This is a genomic window from Paenibacillus thalictri, from assembly GCF_004307995.1.
GTDB lineage: Bacteria > Bacillota > Bacilli > Paenibacillales > NBRC-103111 > Paenibacillus_AF > Paenibacillus_AF thalictri.
Genome location: NZ_SIRE01000008.1, coordinates 218,600 through 233,818 on the forward strand (window position 1 = coordinate 218,600; position 15,219 = coordinate 233,818).

Consider the following 15,219-nt stretch of genomic DNA (forward strand, 5'->3'; position numbering starts at 1 on the left):
GATTATATAGAGATACGGAAGGGAACTATATGGAGAGATATTACGCGCTGCAAAATAAAAAAAATAAAAAGCCGCTTGATGTCGGGTGCGGATCGTTGTCGGCGAGCATCGGGCTTGACGGTCGTTTGCGTTCGGTGAACGCAGTTCATCCTGTGCACGGGTTTGTGACGCTGACGCCACTTGAGCCGTTTGATAACGGCAAGTGGTACGATAGCGGATATGTGCGGCAGTACAGAAAGCGGATTGTCGGCGAGCCGGCGTTTGTTGGCGAGGGCTTCGGTTTTCAGGCGAAGCTGCCTGTTGCGAATCGAAGTTATGGATATGTTGACGAGACGAATCCTGTCATTGTTGAAAGCTGTGATGGTTTTGAGATTACACATATGTATTCGGCTGTCAGTGAAGCGGGAGCGTCTTATCTCATTCATGAGATGAAAGTCGAGAATATAATCGGGGAACAGAAAACGTTTTTCATAAGCTTCGGAGGAAACTTCAGCATGAACCGCTGCAGCTACGGGCAGCTAACCGAAGGTGGTCCGATCTTAATGCCTGATCCGCATAACCGGCTTAAAGCCGGCGGACACCATATGGCCGTGAGCAATCCGAACTTGGGCGCGCGTGCGGATATGCTGCTTTTTGACAACGGCCAGCCGCTTGCTGTCAAGGAGCATGACGAAAAGTCAAACCTGCCGGTGAGTTGGGAGACGGGATGGGATTTTTCGTTTCAGCCGGGAGAAATCCGCCGCTTGCATGCGGTTTATAGCATCAGTGCTGATGCGGAAGCAGTTCCTCAAATTCCAGGAGAACTGGCGGTATTGGATATGATGCCAAAGGATCTTGTATTTCCGCAGCTTGCTGAAAGCGGAGAAGACGAAACTTCAGGATGGGCTGAGTTTGTCATCCGCCGCAATGTCGACTATATCGTAAACTGCTGCTCGGTGCCGGTCGACGATAGCGTTTGTATCATTACGGATCACCAGCTGCTTCCTCTAGCCTGGAATCGGGATTCGTATTATATGATACAGCTGCTGATCGAAGCTGACCGGAAAGAGGGTTTCCTTTCCTCTGAATTAAAGCGGCGTGTCCACGGCGTTGTGCGTGGTCATCTGTTATGGATGTTCGAGCAGGCCGAACGGCCAAACGGTTATTGGGGCCGGGCTTATTTGACAAACGGCTATTGCAAGGATAATGTGTTCCAGCTCGATCAGCAGTGTTATCCGCTGCTGGAGCTTTGCGATTATTATGAATGGACCGGCGATGAGGTGACGGTTAAGCGTATTGCGTCTCGCGTAAAGCCGGTGCTGGACGATTTATTGGAAAACCGTGACGCGGCCTGCTGGATATTCCGGACCGGCGAAACCCCGGCGGACGACAAGGTGGATTTTCCTTATCATTTTTCCAGTCAGGTGTTGATGTGGCATACGCTGCGCAAGCTGGCTCAGCTAAATGAAACGTTTGATTTTACCGGCTATCCTTTGGCGGAGTGGGCGGAGCAAATTCATCATGATATATTGCGCCATTTCGTAGTAGAACGCGACGGCGTACGCATGTTTGCATATTTATCCGATCTGCAGGGCAACGTGCAATGTTACCACGACGCGAACGATTTGCCGACATTGCTTGCCCCGTCCTGGGGATTTTGCGGCAAAGACGATCCAATTTGGCTGCATACGATCGCTTTTGCGTTTAAAGAGGCAAATGCCGGCGGATTTTATGAAGGGCCATACGGCGGGCTGGGCTCGGTTCATACCCCTCATGCTTGGCCTTTGGGCGATGCCCAGGAGCTGCTGTTCAGCAGCGAGACAGGCGATCGCTCCAGATACGCGAGAGTGCTAAGCAAGCTGGAATCCATTTCTTTCTGGGATGGCATGCTTTCCGAAGGGGTTAACGAGCATACGGGTGCGGTCGAATCAAGGCATTGGTTTTCATGGCCAGGCGCGTTTTTATCGCAGGTGCTGTTGAAGACGGGGGACCGGTAAAATCGCCGGACAGTCCTTGGTGCGATGAGTTACTCTTGCGCGTGGGGTGGGCTGGGCACGGGACTCCAACCGCCAATGAACATGGTGTCCCTATGAACAGATAAGAGCGGACGGGACACCATGTTAAAAGCGGCCGCTATCGCTTTTCCGCCCCGTGTCCATCCCTTTGTTCAGCTCGGCTGAACATATATAAATTGTGGCATCAAAAAAGAACCAGCGTAAGCCGGTTCTTTTTTTTACCTTCTTTAAAAGGCGATATTTTTTTAATTAGCACAAAAAATATTTGAAAACAAAAACAACGCTATGTTATAATCGATAGCGCAAATAAAAATCATATTAGTAATTCACATTAATCCTAGTATCCTAATTTTATTGTACATCAGTGGCCCCTCATTTGTCAATGCTCTTTTTGATCCAGAGTAGACTGAAAAGGAGTGTGTTCAAAACACATGAAAACGAAGCAATGGCAGACTGAACAACAACGGCTGGATCAGGTTAGGGAAAAGCTGAAAGCACGAATCGACGAGCTGGAGCCGGAAGTTACCGGACTGCACGATCAGGCTGCTGAAATCCGCAGGCGATTCTGGGAGGAAGTAACGGTTAATACGAGTTCGGATGAAGATTTTGAAGAAACATTCCATACCATCCAACAGCAATCTGCTGTATTATCCGAGCGAGAGCGAGGTCTACGGCTTCTGACACAGCAATGGAGAAGCTTAAACCGGCTGTTTCCTTCTCCTTATTTCGGGCGTATTGATTTTGTGGAGGATGGCCAGAACCTGAGCGAGCCAATTTATATCGGCGTATCTTCCTTCGTCGATGAAGATGGATTGAACTTCCTGGTGTATGATTGGCGCAGTCCCATTGCAAGCCTTTACTACGACCATTCCCCCGGTGCGGCCGCTTACGTCACGCCGATGGGGGAGATTACGGGGACGATGGAGCTGAAACGGCAGTTTCAGATTCACAATGGGCAAATTCGCCATATGTTTGACGCAAATGTAACGATTGGCGACGAGCTGCTTCAGCAAGTATTAGCCAAAGGCGCAGATTCGCAAATGAAAAGTATCGTATCCACGATCCAGAAGGAACAAAACGCGATCATCCGGAACGATCATAGCAGGCTGCTTATCGTGCAAGGGGCCGCCGGCAGCGGCAAGACTTCTGCAGCATTGCAGCGTGTGGCGTATTTGCTGTACAAAAACCGCGATTCGCTTAAGGCGGACCAGATCGTTTTATTTTCGCCGAATCCGATTTTCAACAGTTACGTCGCCTCCGTTCTTCCCGAGCTTGGCGAAGAAAATATGCAGCAGACGACTTTGCAGGAATATCTCGAATATTGGCTTGGTTCATCTTTACGTCTGGAGGATCCCTTCGAGCAGATCGAATATGTGCTGACCGCACAAACAACGCCAAATGATGAGGCCCGCCTTCAGGGGATGAAATACAAGGCGTCCGAGTTTTTCTTCAGAGCTTTACAGAACTATGCGCAGTGGCTGGGGCGGGAGGGGATGATTTTCAAAGGAATTCGTTATCGGGACCGTGATCTGATTACCGCGGAACAGATGAGAACGCAATTTTATAGCTACGATCCCTCCCTGCGATTGGCCAACCGTGTCGAGCTGCTGCAAAAATGGCTTCTGAAGGAACTGTCGCTGCTCGAACGCCGGGAACGCACGGCGTCCTGGGTAGAGGAGGAGCTAAATTATCTCGATAACGAGCAATATGCTGAAGTTTTCGGCGAGCTGCATAAGGATAGGGAAGTTTTTGATATTGCCGAGCGTTATGCCGTAGTATACGAGAAAATAAGCAAAAAACGCCGGAGCGATGAAGGCGATTTTGACTTCGCCGAGAGGGAGGAAGAGCTGCTCAGCCAAAGCATCGTGAAGATGAGTTTTAAACCGTTAAGGCAAGGCGTGAGGAAGTTGTCGTTTATCGATGTTCAGGGCTTATACGCCCAGTTGTTTGACGATGAAGCTGCTTACCGGGAGAAAACAAATGAAGCCGAGCTGCCATCTCTATGGCCTATAATCTGCGAGCAAACCAAAGAAAAGCTGGAACGGCGCGAATTATATTATGAGGATGCGACCCCGTATTTGTATTTAAAAGAATTGTTTGAAGGGATTCGAACGAACACGGAGATTCGGCATGTCTTTGTTGATGAAGGCCAAGATTATTCGCCGTTTCAATACGAATACCTCAAAAAACTATTCCCTCGCGCCCGCATGACTGTACTTGGCGATTTCAGACAGGCGATTTTTATGCAGGCCACGAATTTGCAGGATCCCGATTCGCCGCTGATCCGGCTTTATGGCGAAGCCGAAACAAGCTTAATTCGTCTGGTGCGCAGTTATCGCTCCACCCGGGAAATTGTGGAGTTCACGAAAAGCCTGCTTTCCGAAGAGGCTGATATCGTTCCTTTTGAAAGGAGCGGACCCAAACCTCATCTGGCCAGCTTGGAAAACGCAGAGAAACGCGACGCGCGATTGCTGAAAGACATCGCGGCACTACAAGCCGAAGGTTTCGACTCGATTGCCGTTATTACGAAATCTGCGGCTGAAAGCGGCGCAGCCTATGAAGCATTACGGATGCAAGGAAGCCAAGATTTACAGCTCGTTACGAAGGAGTCGGTCACTTTTGAGAAAGGAGTGATGGTTATTCCCGTGTATCTCGCCAAAGGTGTTGAGTTCGATGCCGTGCTGATTTATGATGCTTCACCTCAAACTTACGGCCGGGAAAACGATCGCAAGCTTCTGTATACGGCTTGTACGCGGGCTATGCATCAGCTATTGCTTTATACAACAGGGGATTGGACGCCATTTGTGAAGGGAATGAACGCTAATTTGTACGAGATCGCGAAATGATAGCAGATTCGGAAGCTATGCGTCGTGACGAACATCGGTCGACAGCAATGTTCGCGCCGTGAGCCGGCAATAAGCAGAACCGTCCGGTGATCGCCGGACGGTTCTTGGTGCGAAAAGTTACTCTTGCGTGTGGGATGGGGAGGGTCATGGGACTCCAACCGCCAATGAAGATCGTGTTCCTTTTACACGGCTTTTTTTGAGAAATGCTGGTATAAGCAAAAGGGAAGCTTTACGGATGGACAATCCTTCCGTTTTTGAAGCGTATTTCAGGAAAACTACTGCCAGCGATTTCATTTTCCGGTACAGCATTCTCAATTCTTCGCATATCACTTTCACTTAGATTAACGTCTAGAGATTTAATTGAATCCTGAAGCGAAGACACCCGTCTTGCACCAATTAGAGGGATAATATCTTCACCTTTGGCTAAAGCCCATGCGAAAGCAAGCTGTGGAACCGTTATTTGTTTTTCTACAGCTATTTCACGTAAGGCTTCAACAAGGGAAAGATTTTTTTCTATATTTTCTTTGGAGAATAATGGGATCCTGGAATTGTTCCCATAAGTGCCGCTAAGCAGTCCGTGAGCTAAAATACCAAAGGCCACAATCCCGACACCCAGCTGCCTTGCTGCCGGCAATATTTGCTTTTCGATGTTACGGTTAAAAAGAGAATATTCCGACTCAATGAAACTTATCGGGTGAACAGCATGTGCCTTTTGTAAGGTATCGGCTCCAACTTGCGAAATGCCAATATGTTTTACATATCCGGCCTTAACCAAATCGGAAATGGCTCCTATAGTCTCTTCAACAGGGATGTCCAGGTCAATTCTTGCCGGCTGATAAAGATCTATGTAGTCCAAATTCAACCGTTTAAGCGAATAAGTGAGATAGTTCTTTATAGTTTGAGGCCTAACATCCAGACCATCGATCGTTCCGTTAGGAGAAAATAACACCCCAAACTTGACAGATACAAAAGCTTTCTCTCTATTGGAGCCCTTGAGAGCTTCTCCAACCAGCATCTCGCTTTGACCGCTGCCATAGAAATCTCCTGTATTAATAAAAGTGATGCCGGCATCTAGAGCAGCATGAATCGTCGCTATACTTGCAGATCTGTCGGAATCGGTAGCATTTGACATACGCATACACCCGAGTCCAAGTCTGGATAGTTCTTTTTTGTTTTTTGGATTTTCCATCGTCGTCTCCTTTAAGATTAATTTTAAATGTAAGCTGATTCTTACATATTAGCAGGTTGTCATGTAAGAAGCAATTAACCTCGGCACGTCCTTTGAATTGATTGTGAAAACGGAGCTCATAAAAAATATATATTGAAATTTGGATCAATACTTGTTAACATGATCCTATTATATTATATCGCATTGGAATAATCGGATTTAAATTTTCGATTGTTCAAACAGATGTTCGACCGTTAGGACGGAGGCATCCCTATTCAGGGGTTGCCTCTTTTTTTATTTTTAATTGAGAAAAAAGAAGGTGAATCATGTGGGCAAGTATGCTTGTGAGAATCCCGGTCGCGCTCGATACCAAATACGACGGGTTCGTTTCCGTTGTATGTGCAGACGTGTTGTTGTCGGCAATTCTGAAAGACCGTTGTAAAGCCGGATATTATGCAACAAATATCATATTCAAGGAGGAAATGATGATGACGGTAGCAAGGGAAGCAAGCGAACTGAGATTGAATGCCGACGTACTTGTAATTGGCGGAGGGCCGGCCGGCACTTGGGCTGCGCTGACGGCTGCAACTCAAGGAGCGAAAGTTGTTTTGGCGGATAAAGGGTACTGCGGTACAAGCGGCGCTACGGCGCCATCCGGCACAGGGGTATGGTACATCAAACCGGAGGAGCAGCTGCGGGAGGAAGCGCGGCAAAGCCGTTACACGCTTGGCGGGCAGCTGGCCGACGTGCCGTGGATGAACCGCGTGCTCGATCGCACATACGAGAACATGAACAAATTGGGAGCTTGGGGGTATCCGTTCCCGCTGGATGACCATGGCAATCAGTACAAACGCGGCCTGCAGGGGCCGGAATATATGAAGCTGATGCGCAAGCTTGTACAGAAGGCAGGCGTTAAAATTCTCGATCACAGTCCGGCTCTGGAACTGCTTGCCGATGAACACGGCGTTGGCGGCGCAACCGGCGTAAGAATACAAACCGGAGAAACCTGGACGGTGCGTGCGGGTGCGGTTGTCATCGCCACGGGCGGCTGCGCTTTTCTGAGCAAAGCGCTGGGGTGCAACGTGCTGACCGGTGACGGTTATTTGCTGGCCGCGGAAGCCGGGGCCGACTTGTCCGGCATGGAATTTTCCAATGCTTACGCGATCGCGCCGACATTTTCTTCCGTAACCAAAACGGCGTATTACCGTTACGCTTCATTTTATTACGAGGATGGATCGATTGTGGAAGGCGCCGGCTCGCAGCGCGGCCGTTCCATCATCGCCCGCAATTTGCTGGAAGGCCGTCAAGTGTATGCGAGTCTGGACCAAGCGCCGGAAGACATTCGGCCGCATCTGCGAATTAATCAGACTAACTTCTTTTTGCCATTCGACCGTATGGGGATCGATCCGTTTCAAGATAAATTCCCGGTTACGCTGCGTTTGGAAGGTACGGTCCGCGGTACAGGGGGGATTCGTATCGTAGATGAGGATTGCTCGACGGTAGTGCCGGGGTTGTATGCGGCAGGCGATGCGGCGACACGTGAGCTGATCTGCGGCGGCTTCACCGGAGGCGGCAGCCACAATGCGGCCTGGGCGATGTCGTCCGGATCGTTTGCAGGCGAGGGTGCGGCGTTGTTTGCTGCCGGGATCGGGGACAAAGCGGCGGACCGCAAGTTAAAAAGCGTATCGACAACGGTGCTGCAAAAGAAAGGCGGCGACGGTTCAAAGAGCTTGACGCAAGAAGCGATCCATGCCGTGCAAGAGGAAGTGACGCCTTACGATCGCAATCTGTTCCGGACGGAGCATGGTTTGCGTAGTTCTCTAAACCGTCTGGACGGTTTATGGAACGAGCTGCGCGAACGGGAGACAACGCTGGATGCGGAAGGCGTTCGCCGGCGCGAAGCGGTTGCCATGACGGCGACGGCCCGTTGGATGTACAATACCGCGCTTGTTCGCACGGAAACAAGAGGCATGCATAAACGCGACGATTTCCCGCAGCTTGACGCTGCGCAGCGTTACCGTTTGACGAGCGGCGGGCTCGACCAAGTATGGGTAAATAAGCTGCCGGTTGACAAGGAGGCTGTGGCCAAGTGATCGAGCTCGTTAGTGACTCCAGATGTATTACTTGTAACTTATGCGTATCCGTATGCCCAACCAATGTATTTGACAGTACGGAGAGCGGCATTCCCGTTATCGCCCGCCAAAGCGACTGCCAGACCTGCTTTATGTGCGAGTTGTATTGCCCTGCCGATGCGCTTTATGTAGCTCCGGATGCGGAAGGCGCTTCGGCGGTAAACGAAGATGAGCTTGAGCACAGCGGCTTGTTAGGCGGTTATAGGGAGAAAGTTGGCTGGGGGCCGGGCAGGAAACCCGTAGCGCAGCACCAGTTCATGTACGAATTAGCGAAGAAAATGGCCGGCGGATAAAATTTGCGGTTTGAAAGAGGAAGGGAGTTAACGTGATGTTCGTAAAACAAAAACAGGGGAAAAGCGGGTTCGCCCGCAAGCTGGGAGCCATTGCAATATTGTCGGCGGCGATAAGTTTGCTCGGAGCTTGCGGCACCGCGGACAATGGGCAGAAAGCGGCGGGTTCCGCCGCCCCGGCTGCGGCCGGCGGTGCGGCTGGGCCGCAGCTGCCAAGCGTATTAAATTATGGGTATATCGGCACGAATAAGCTGAATTACCCCGGAGGCGCCGAAGGCTGGGGTTTATACAAAGGCATTATTCAGGAGGAACTCAAAAAGTACGGGATTACCGAAGTGAAGCTGACAGGTTTCCCCAACGGGCCGGACCAAAGCGAGTCGTTAATCAGCGGCAGGCTTGATTTCGGAAGCTTGGGGGACACACCTGCATTGCTGGCCCGCTCGAACGGGGCGAAAACACGTGCGATTACCCAAGGGGCGACGGAAAGCGTCGGTTATTTGATCGGCAAAAAAGGCGGACCGGCTGCGGTTGCCGATCTGCAAGGCAAAACAGTGGCGATCCAAAAAGGGTCCTTCATGCACCGGTACATTGCCGGTCTAGTTAAAGAGCAGAATATTCCGAACGTCAAGTTCATACATATGCTGCGTACGGACGGGGAAGCGGCGTTGTCGCGCGGCGAAGTGGATGCGATGACGAACAGCGCGATCTATGCCTTCAAGCAGATCGATCAAGGTTATCCGCTGCTGGACGATGCGACGAAACATCCTCATTTGATCGGCACCAGCATCACTGTCGTCTCGGAAGATTTCCTGAAGAAGTTTCCGGATTTCCCCAAGGTATGGAATGAGGCCCGGCTTAAGGCGCTCAAGGATTTGCAGGCGAAGCCGGATGAATATTATCAATTTTTGTCCCAGCTGAACGGTTTCACCCCGGAGCTGAACAAGAAATCGTCGCCGATCTCTACCATTAAAGATGTGCCTTTTACGGACGAGGGAGTTAAGCTGTTGGACGGAACAAAGAAATTCCTGATTGACGAGAAGCTGGCGGACAAAGATTTCGATCTGAATTCCTGGATTGTGAAATGAATAGCGCCGGTCGCGCTGTAAACCGCTGTATTGGCATTAAACCGCTCTACTGGGTATTGCAACACGTGCTGCCGGGGTCTATGATAAAGAAAAGCGCAGGTGTTGAACGTGTCTGACAAGTGAGCGTCACTGCTCTCGGCTGTCGCAGTTCCCGGGAAGTGCTGGCGGAGATTGTACGGGCGAGATTGTGCGAAATTCGCTGAACGGCCATCGACTGCTGGCGGAGAGCATGATCGGATGCTTTTAACTTGGTGCGTCGCTAAACAGGCAACCCTCTCCATGTCGTTAGAGAGGGTTGCTCTATTTTCTATGGAAAGTATGAGGGGGGAGGTGCAGGAATGAAGGTGATATTGCCCTTTATCAAACCGTATCGCACGTCCGTCACGGTTGCGCTGCTGCTGATGCTTGTCGAGCTTGTTGTGGAGCTTTGGCATCCGCTGCTGCTCGCCCGTATGACGGATCAAGGAATTATAGCTCACGACTTTCATGCCGTGCTTCTGTGGGGCGCAATGATGGTAGTTATCGCGCTGATCGGATTCGCATCGGGAATCATCAATACATTTTATGCCTCGGATGCAAGCCAAGGTTTTGCCTTCGACCTTCGTTCCGCAATGTTCGGGAAGCTGGTTCATTCTTCTTACGCCGAATATAACCGGTACGAGACTTCATCTTTGCTGACAAGATTAACCGGCGACGTCAATCAGCTTCAACTTGCTTTTTTCTTAAGTTTACGGGTGTTTCTCCGAATCCCGCTGGTTATTGTCGGTTCCTTGATTATGGCGGTTATGGTAGATGCAAGGCTTTCATTGCTGCTTATCCTGGTGACTCCCGTTTTGTTCGGGGTGTTGGGTTGGTCGATGAAAAGAGGATTTGGCCTCTTCCGGTCGGTGCAAAATCAGGTGGATCGCATGAACGGCGTACTTCGCGAGAATATACTCGGCATTCGTCTGATTCGCGCTTTTGGACGAGGGGTTCATGAAAACAGGCGGTTTACGAACGCCAACGATGATTTGCAGGAGCGAACGAGCTCCGCTTTGCGATTGGCGGAGCTTACGATTCCGAGTCTTCTGCTGATCATGAATCTGAGCGTGCTGATTATATTATGGCTTGGCAGCGAGCGGATGGCGGCTTGGCAGCTGCAGGTAGGCGCCGTGCTTGCCGTCGTTAATTATGCGGCACGCATCACTGCCGCTTTCTCCACGGTTTCGATGATCGTAACGAGCTTGTCGAGGGCAAAAGCCTCCTCCGACCGCATCGCCGAATTGCTCCGCTTGGAAGATGCGGAATCCCCGCAGAAGGGGAGCGCGCTGGAGACGGGCGCCGCCGGACTGTCCTGCGGCGTTGTTTTTGAGCAGGTCGGATTCCGTTACCCGGATACCGCAGCAGCCGTTTTGTCCGATGTGACTTTTGAGATAAAGCCGGGACAGACCGCCGTGATTATCGGCGCTACAGGCTCGGGTAAAACATCTCTGCTGCAGCTACTTCCCCGGATCTATGAAAACAGCGAAGGCACGATCCGGCTGGACGGTACCGATATCCGCTTCTGGCCAGACGAGCGTTTGCGCGGTCAGATCGGGTATGTGCCGCAGGAAGCGCAGCTTTTTACGGGAACGATCAAAGACAACTTGCTTTGGGGCGAAGGGACGGCGTCGATGGATGACGTGATCGAAGCAGCGCAAAGGGCGCAAATTCACGGCACGATCATGAACCTTCCGCATGGGTACGATACGGTGGTCGGGCAGAAGGGGAGTAATTTGTCGGGGGGACAACGACAACGTCTGACGATCGCAAGGGCGCTGCTGCGCAAGCCCAAGCTGCTGCTGCTGGACGATTGCACAAGCGCATTGGACGCGGCGACGGAAGAGAAGCTGCTGGCCGCGCTGAAGTTATATCCATGCACGACCTTGCTGGTTACCAACAAAATCGCAAGCGCGCAATCGGCCGACACCGTGCTGCTGCTCGATAACGGCAAGCTGCTGGCTCAAGGCGATCATAACCGGCTGTTGGCGCAATCGGAGCTTTACCGGCGAATTGCCGATTCCCAGCGCAGAGAGGAGCTGGCTTCCAATGTTTAAATGGCCCGGCATGTCATGGCTTTATGGGCCGCCGCCGCTGCTTCCGGCTGCCCGGGAAACGGACGGCCAACGCAAGAAGGTGAAGGTGAACGACTGGAAAACGACGCTCCGCAGCATCTGGTTTTATTTATCCGCATATAAAAGGACATTGCTTGGCGTGACGTTATTGATTGTCATCAGCGCGTCGCTTAGCTTGCTTGGTCCGTTTTTGCTGGGTGTTCTTATCGACTCCTATCTCGTGAAACGAAATGGCGCCGAACTTCTTGCCCTTATCGGGCTGATGGGCGTCATTTATGCGGTGCAGACCGGGGCTACCCTGCTGCAAAACTATACGATGATTGGTGTCGCCCAAAGGGCGGTGGCCGCGATTCGGGCCGATCTATTCGCCAAGCTGCACCGGCTCCCGATCCCTTTTTATGCCAATAAACAAGCGGGCGAACTGATGAGCCGGTTTACGAACGATATTGACAACATCAGCCAGATGCTCGGCAGTTCCTTTATCCAGCTTGTCTCCAGCACGATTACGTTTGTTGGGATGCTGTCGCTCATGCTGTGGCTGAGCCCGATATTAACGCTTGTTATGCTGACGGTTTTTCCGGCTATGTATTACGGCATGAAATGGATTACTGCGCGGACGGGACCTTTGTTTAAAGCGCAGCAGCGGGATTTGGGCGCTCTCGCCGGCTTTCTGGAAGAAAAGCTGTCAGGGCAGCTGATCGTCAAAGCGTTTTCCAAGCAAAATGATGTGCTGAACGAATTTTCCGGTCTCAACAAGGAGCTGCGCACTTCGGCTTATTGGGCTCAGACCTACTCCGGATTTATTTCAAAGCTGATGATATTGCTCAATAATATGAGCTTTGCCGTCATTGCCGGCGTCGGAGGCGTGCTGGCGTTTCAGGGCATGATTACGATTGGCGTTATCGTGACATTTATCGAATATGCGCGGCAGTTCGTCCGTCCGTTAAATGACCTTTCGACTCAAGTGAATACGATGTTGTCGGCGGTCGCTGGTGCGGAACGGGTGTTTGAAATCTCACGCGACCGGGAGGAAGAAGATGAAGAAGGGGCTGTCGATTTGGAAGAGGTGCACGGGGATATCGAATTTTCCCAAGTGAACTTCTCTTACGGGCAATCGGCAAAAACGTTGTCGGAGGTCAGTTTTCGCGTTTGGCCGGGACAAACGATCGCCTTAGTTGGTCCTACCGGGGCCGGCAAAACAACAGTTGTGCAATTGCTCTCCCGGTTCTATGAAACCAACGGCGGCTCTATTCGCGTTGATGGACATGATATTCGCCGCATCCGGCGCAGCAGTCTCCGGCGCCACATGGGTTTTGTGCTTCAGGACTCGATTCTGTTTGAGACCACGGTACGCGAAAATATCCGCTACGGCAGATTGGACGCTACGGATGGGGAAGTGGAGGAAGCCGCCCGGCTGGCCAACGCGCATTTGTTCATCACCAGGCTCCCGAACGGATACGATACCGTGCTGCTCAAAGGCGGCGGGGCGATCAGCCACGGGCAAAGGCAGCTGCTCGCGATCGCCAGGGCGATATTGGCCGACCCGTCCATCTTAATTCTCGACGAGGCGACCAGCAGCGTGGATACCGTTACGGAAATGAACATCCAGGAAGCGCTGCAGCGGCTGATGAAAGGCCGGACCAACGTCGTCATCGCTCATCGGCTGAACACGATCCGTCAAGCGGACGTCATTGCGGTGCTCGATAACGGGCGTATTGTCGAGCATGGGACACACGATGCATTGCTTGAGAACCAGGGAGTTTATTACGAATTGTACAAAGGGAAATGAGACGAATAAATGGATTATACGGGGAAAACAGCAGTGTCGGAAAAGTCCGGCACCGCATTCCTATGGTCATAGGCGAGGAATCCAAGCTTCCATGCTCTCACCATTAATACAGTTACCCAAGCACGTGTTGCGGGCTACTCTTAGTCTAGAGAATATTCGGTTTGAATAAGAAATTCTTTCTCCACTGCAGCAATGGAATAGCGGAATAATTAGGGAGCAGGTTGCCGCGGCTGCTAAACCATTGGTTCAAGAAAGAGCTGCAATTGAAATATATGGATATATTGACAAGGTTCATTTAGAAGAATTATATTATATACATAATATTGGTAAAGCAGACAAAAGTCTGTGATGCAAAACTATACGACCTGTACAATGGGAGCTAGTTGCATGTTGATAGCATTGCCGATGGCAGTGCTTTTTTTGTTGTTGAGGTGAAAAAATGATTGAAGTTTATACCGCACTTTAAATAGCGGAAAAACGGGGTATAACACAAAGGAGGGTGCAAATGCTCTGTTCAAAAAGGAATACCAAAATAAGTGAATGTTCGTCGAGATGGGGATACCCTTCAAATGTGGAAAACCCGGAAGATGGAGCAAATTAAGAACTGGAGGAATAACTAAGGATGAAAGTATGTAACCGATACTAATTGGAGGAACGTATATGAGTAAACCAGATCAAGAATCGATCAACATTTCTGAAAATGAAATGATCGATATGTTGAACGAAACAAGCAAATTGGTGGTAAGACATAATTTTAATCAGCTATCTTCGGCAGCTGTTGCAGTTCAAGGAAGTAATTCACTTTCAAATAATGTTGAGTTTTGGAAATGGATGGGGCGAAATTACAGTGGTTCTGGTATATTTGATTCCAGTTCAACCATGCAGCAATATATTGCTCAAGGAACTGGGAAGGAAGAATGGATAATTAAGCAACTACAGGGTAAAGGTTATGAATGGGATTGGATGAGTACTCAGAGGAGAACTGCAAAAAATATCCTTAAAACATACGACGCGGGTGATGTTGCGAACAGAGCAGCGAGCGATGTCACAGCGAAGAACCTTTTAACTGGAAAAAGTAGTGAGTATCAGATGAAAGCGTATACAAGTAAGTCGAATCCTCATTTAAACAATACGCCTAAAGATATGACGGTAGTAACTAATGCTGAAAAAGTGGATGTTGTAAGGGCAAATGGTTACGAGAAAGTTGAAGGGTTTCAAGATACTCAAATGATTAAAAAGTCTACTGAAGAACGGTTAGAACAAATCAAGGATGGGAAAGCATATACATCCTATAACTTCAAAAACATAGCAGGTACAATGGCCAAGGCGGGGCTCATTGGTTGTGTAATTGGTATGGGAACTGAAGCTGTTGTATCTTATAAAGCATGGAAACAAGGGCAGCTAAGCGATGAGGAATACTTAAAAGAAATTCTAAAATCTGGTGGAGATGCTGGAGTAACAGCAGGGGCAACTGCAGGTGTTATGATTCCTGTTTCAGCAGCCATTACTGCTGTTGGGGCATCTACATTGTTGACTATTCCAGTTGCTTTCATTGTTGGGGGAGTAGTTAATAAAGTCGTTGCTCCGTGTTTTGGACGCGGTCAATACAGAGAAATTCTTTCAAAGGCAAAATATTATCAAAATATTGAGAATGTTTATGATGATCTGGTAGGTAGTATGCAGCATGCATCTGAGCAGTACTACGATTTTGTGTGCCAGATGAGCCAGCAAAATGCTATTCATCAAGAATTTAAGAAGCGTAGTATGGAAATGAATCAGGAATTAAAAGATTTATTTGATTCCATTTAAGCAGGAGGATTAT

9 protein-coding genes and 1 riboswitch are annotated in these 15,219 nt (G+C 49.9%); of the genes, 8 read left to right on the plus strand and 1 reads right to left on the minus strand.

All coding sequences use genetic code 11. From position 1 onward, the window contains the following. The first annotated feature begins 29 nt into the window (after positions 1-29). Complete coding sequence (locus tag EYB31_RS12780; protein ID WP_131013721.1) at positions 30-1,976, plus strand: glycoside hydrolase family 125 protein; 1,947 nt, start codon at positions 30-32, stop codon at positions 1,974-1,976. Between the two features lie 449 nt (positions 1,977-2,425). Further along, positions 2,426-4,840, plus strand: coding sequence for an RNA polymerase recycling motor HelD (gene helD / locus EYB31_RS12785; RefSeq protein WP_131013722.1), 2,415 nt, complete (start codon positions 2,426-2,428; stop codon positions 4,838-4,840). A gap of 229 nt (positions 4,841-5,069) precedes the next feature. Here helD and EYB31_RS12790 read toward each other — a convergent pair whose 3' ends face one another. Then, complete coding sequence (locus tag EYB31_RS12790) at positions 5,070-6,029, minus strand: aldo/keto reductase (protein WP_131013723.1); 960 nt, start codon at positions 6,027-6,029, stop codon at positions 5,070-5,072. 467 nt (positions 6,030-6,496) lie between these two features. Between EYB31_RS12790 and EYB31_RS12795 the strand changes: the two genes are divergently transcribed. The 6 genes from EYB31_RS12795 (at position 6,497) to EYB31_RS12820 (ending at position 15,206) form a co-directional block, all read left to right on the plus strand. Next, positions 6,497-8,101: an FAD-dependent oxidoreductase gene (locus EYB31_RS12795; protein WP_131013808.1), complete on the plus strand. Its 1,605-nt coding sequence runs from the start codon at positions 6,497-6,499 to the stop codon at positions 8,099-8,101. Beyond that, positions 8,098-8,433 carry a 4Fe-4S dicluster domain-containing protein gene (locus tag EYB31_RS12800; RefSeq protein WP_131013724.1) on the plus strand — a complete coding sequence of 112 codons (336 nt, stop codon included), beginning with the start codon at positions 8,098-8,100 and terminating at the stop codon, positions 8,431-8,433. The genes EYB31_RS12795 and EYB31_RS12800 overlap by 4 nt, the downstream gene beginning before the upstream one ends. Before the next feature lie 35 nt (positions 8,434-8,468). Continuing rightward, positions 8,469-9,515: an ABC transporter substrate-binding protein gene (locus EYB31_RS12805; protein ID WP_131013725.1), complete on the plus strand. Its 1,047-nt coding sequence runs from the start codon at positions 8,469-8,471 to the stop codon at positions 9,513-9,515. A 338-nt stretch (positions 9,516-9,853) separates the two neighbouring features. After that, positions 9,854-11,590, plus strand: a complete 1,737-nt coding sequence (locus EYB31_RS12810) for an ABC transporter ATP-binding protein (RefSeq protein ID WP_131013726.1) — start codon at positions 9,854-9,856, stop codon at positions 11,588-11,590. 10 nt (positions 11,591-11,600) lie between these two features. Beyond that, the gene (locus EYB31_RS12815; RefSeq protein WP_131013809.1) at positions 11,601-13,397 is read left to right on the plus strand and encodes an ABC transporter ATP-binding protein; all 1,797 of its coding nucleotides are present in this window, start codon (positions 11,601-11,603) and stop codon (positions 13,395-13,397) included. Between the two features lie 315 nt (positions 13,398-13,712). Beyond that, positions 13,713-13,788, plus strand: a riboswitch (cyclic di-GMP riboswitch). Between the two features lie 269 nt (positions 13,789-14,057). Then, on the plus strand, positions 14,058-15,206 hold the full coding sequence (locus tag EYB31_RS12820; RefSeq protein WP_131013727.1) for a hypothetical protein: 1,149 nt from the start codon (positions 14,058-14,060) through the stop codon (positions 15,204-15,206). Positions 15,207-15,219: the final 13 nt, after the last annotated feature.

Bases quoted from the DNA above. Each gene is read 5' to 3' on its own strand.
- helD (WP_131013722.1), top strand. From the start codon at position 2,426: ATGAAAACGAAGCAATGGCAGACTGAACAACAACGGCTGGATCAGGTT.
- EYB31_RS12805 (WP_131013725.1), top strand. From the start codon at position 8,469: ATGTTCGTAAAACAAAAACAGGGGAAAAGCGGGTTCGCCCGCAAGCTG.
- EYB31_RS12780 (WP_131013721.1), top strand. From the start codon at position 30: ATGGAGAGATATTACGCGCTGCAAAATAAAAAAAATAAAAAGCCGCTT.
- EYB31_RS12815 (WP_131013809.1), top strand. From the start codon at position 11,601: ATGTCATGGCTTTATGGGCCGCCGCCGCTGCTTCCGGCTGCCCGGGAA.
- EYB31_RS12820 (WP_131013727.1), top strand. From the start codon at position 14,058: ATGAGTAAACCAGATCAAGAATCGATCAACATTTCTGAAAATGAAATG.
- EYB31_RS12795 (WP_131013808.1), top strand. From the start codon at position 6,497: ATGACGGTAGCAAGGGAAGCAAGCGAACTGAGATTGAATGCCGACGTA.
- EYB31_RS12810 (WP_131013726.1), top strand. From the start codon at position 9,854: ATGAAGGTGATATTGCCCTTTATCAAACCGTATCGCACGTCCGTCACG.
- EYB31_RS12790 (WP_131013723.1), bottom strand. From the start codon at position 6,029: ATGGAAAATCCAAAAAACAAAAAAGAACTATCCAGACTTGGACTCGGG.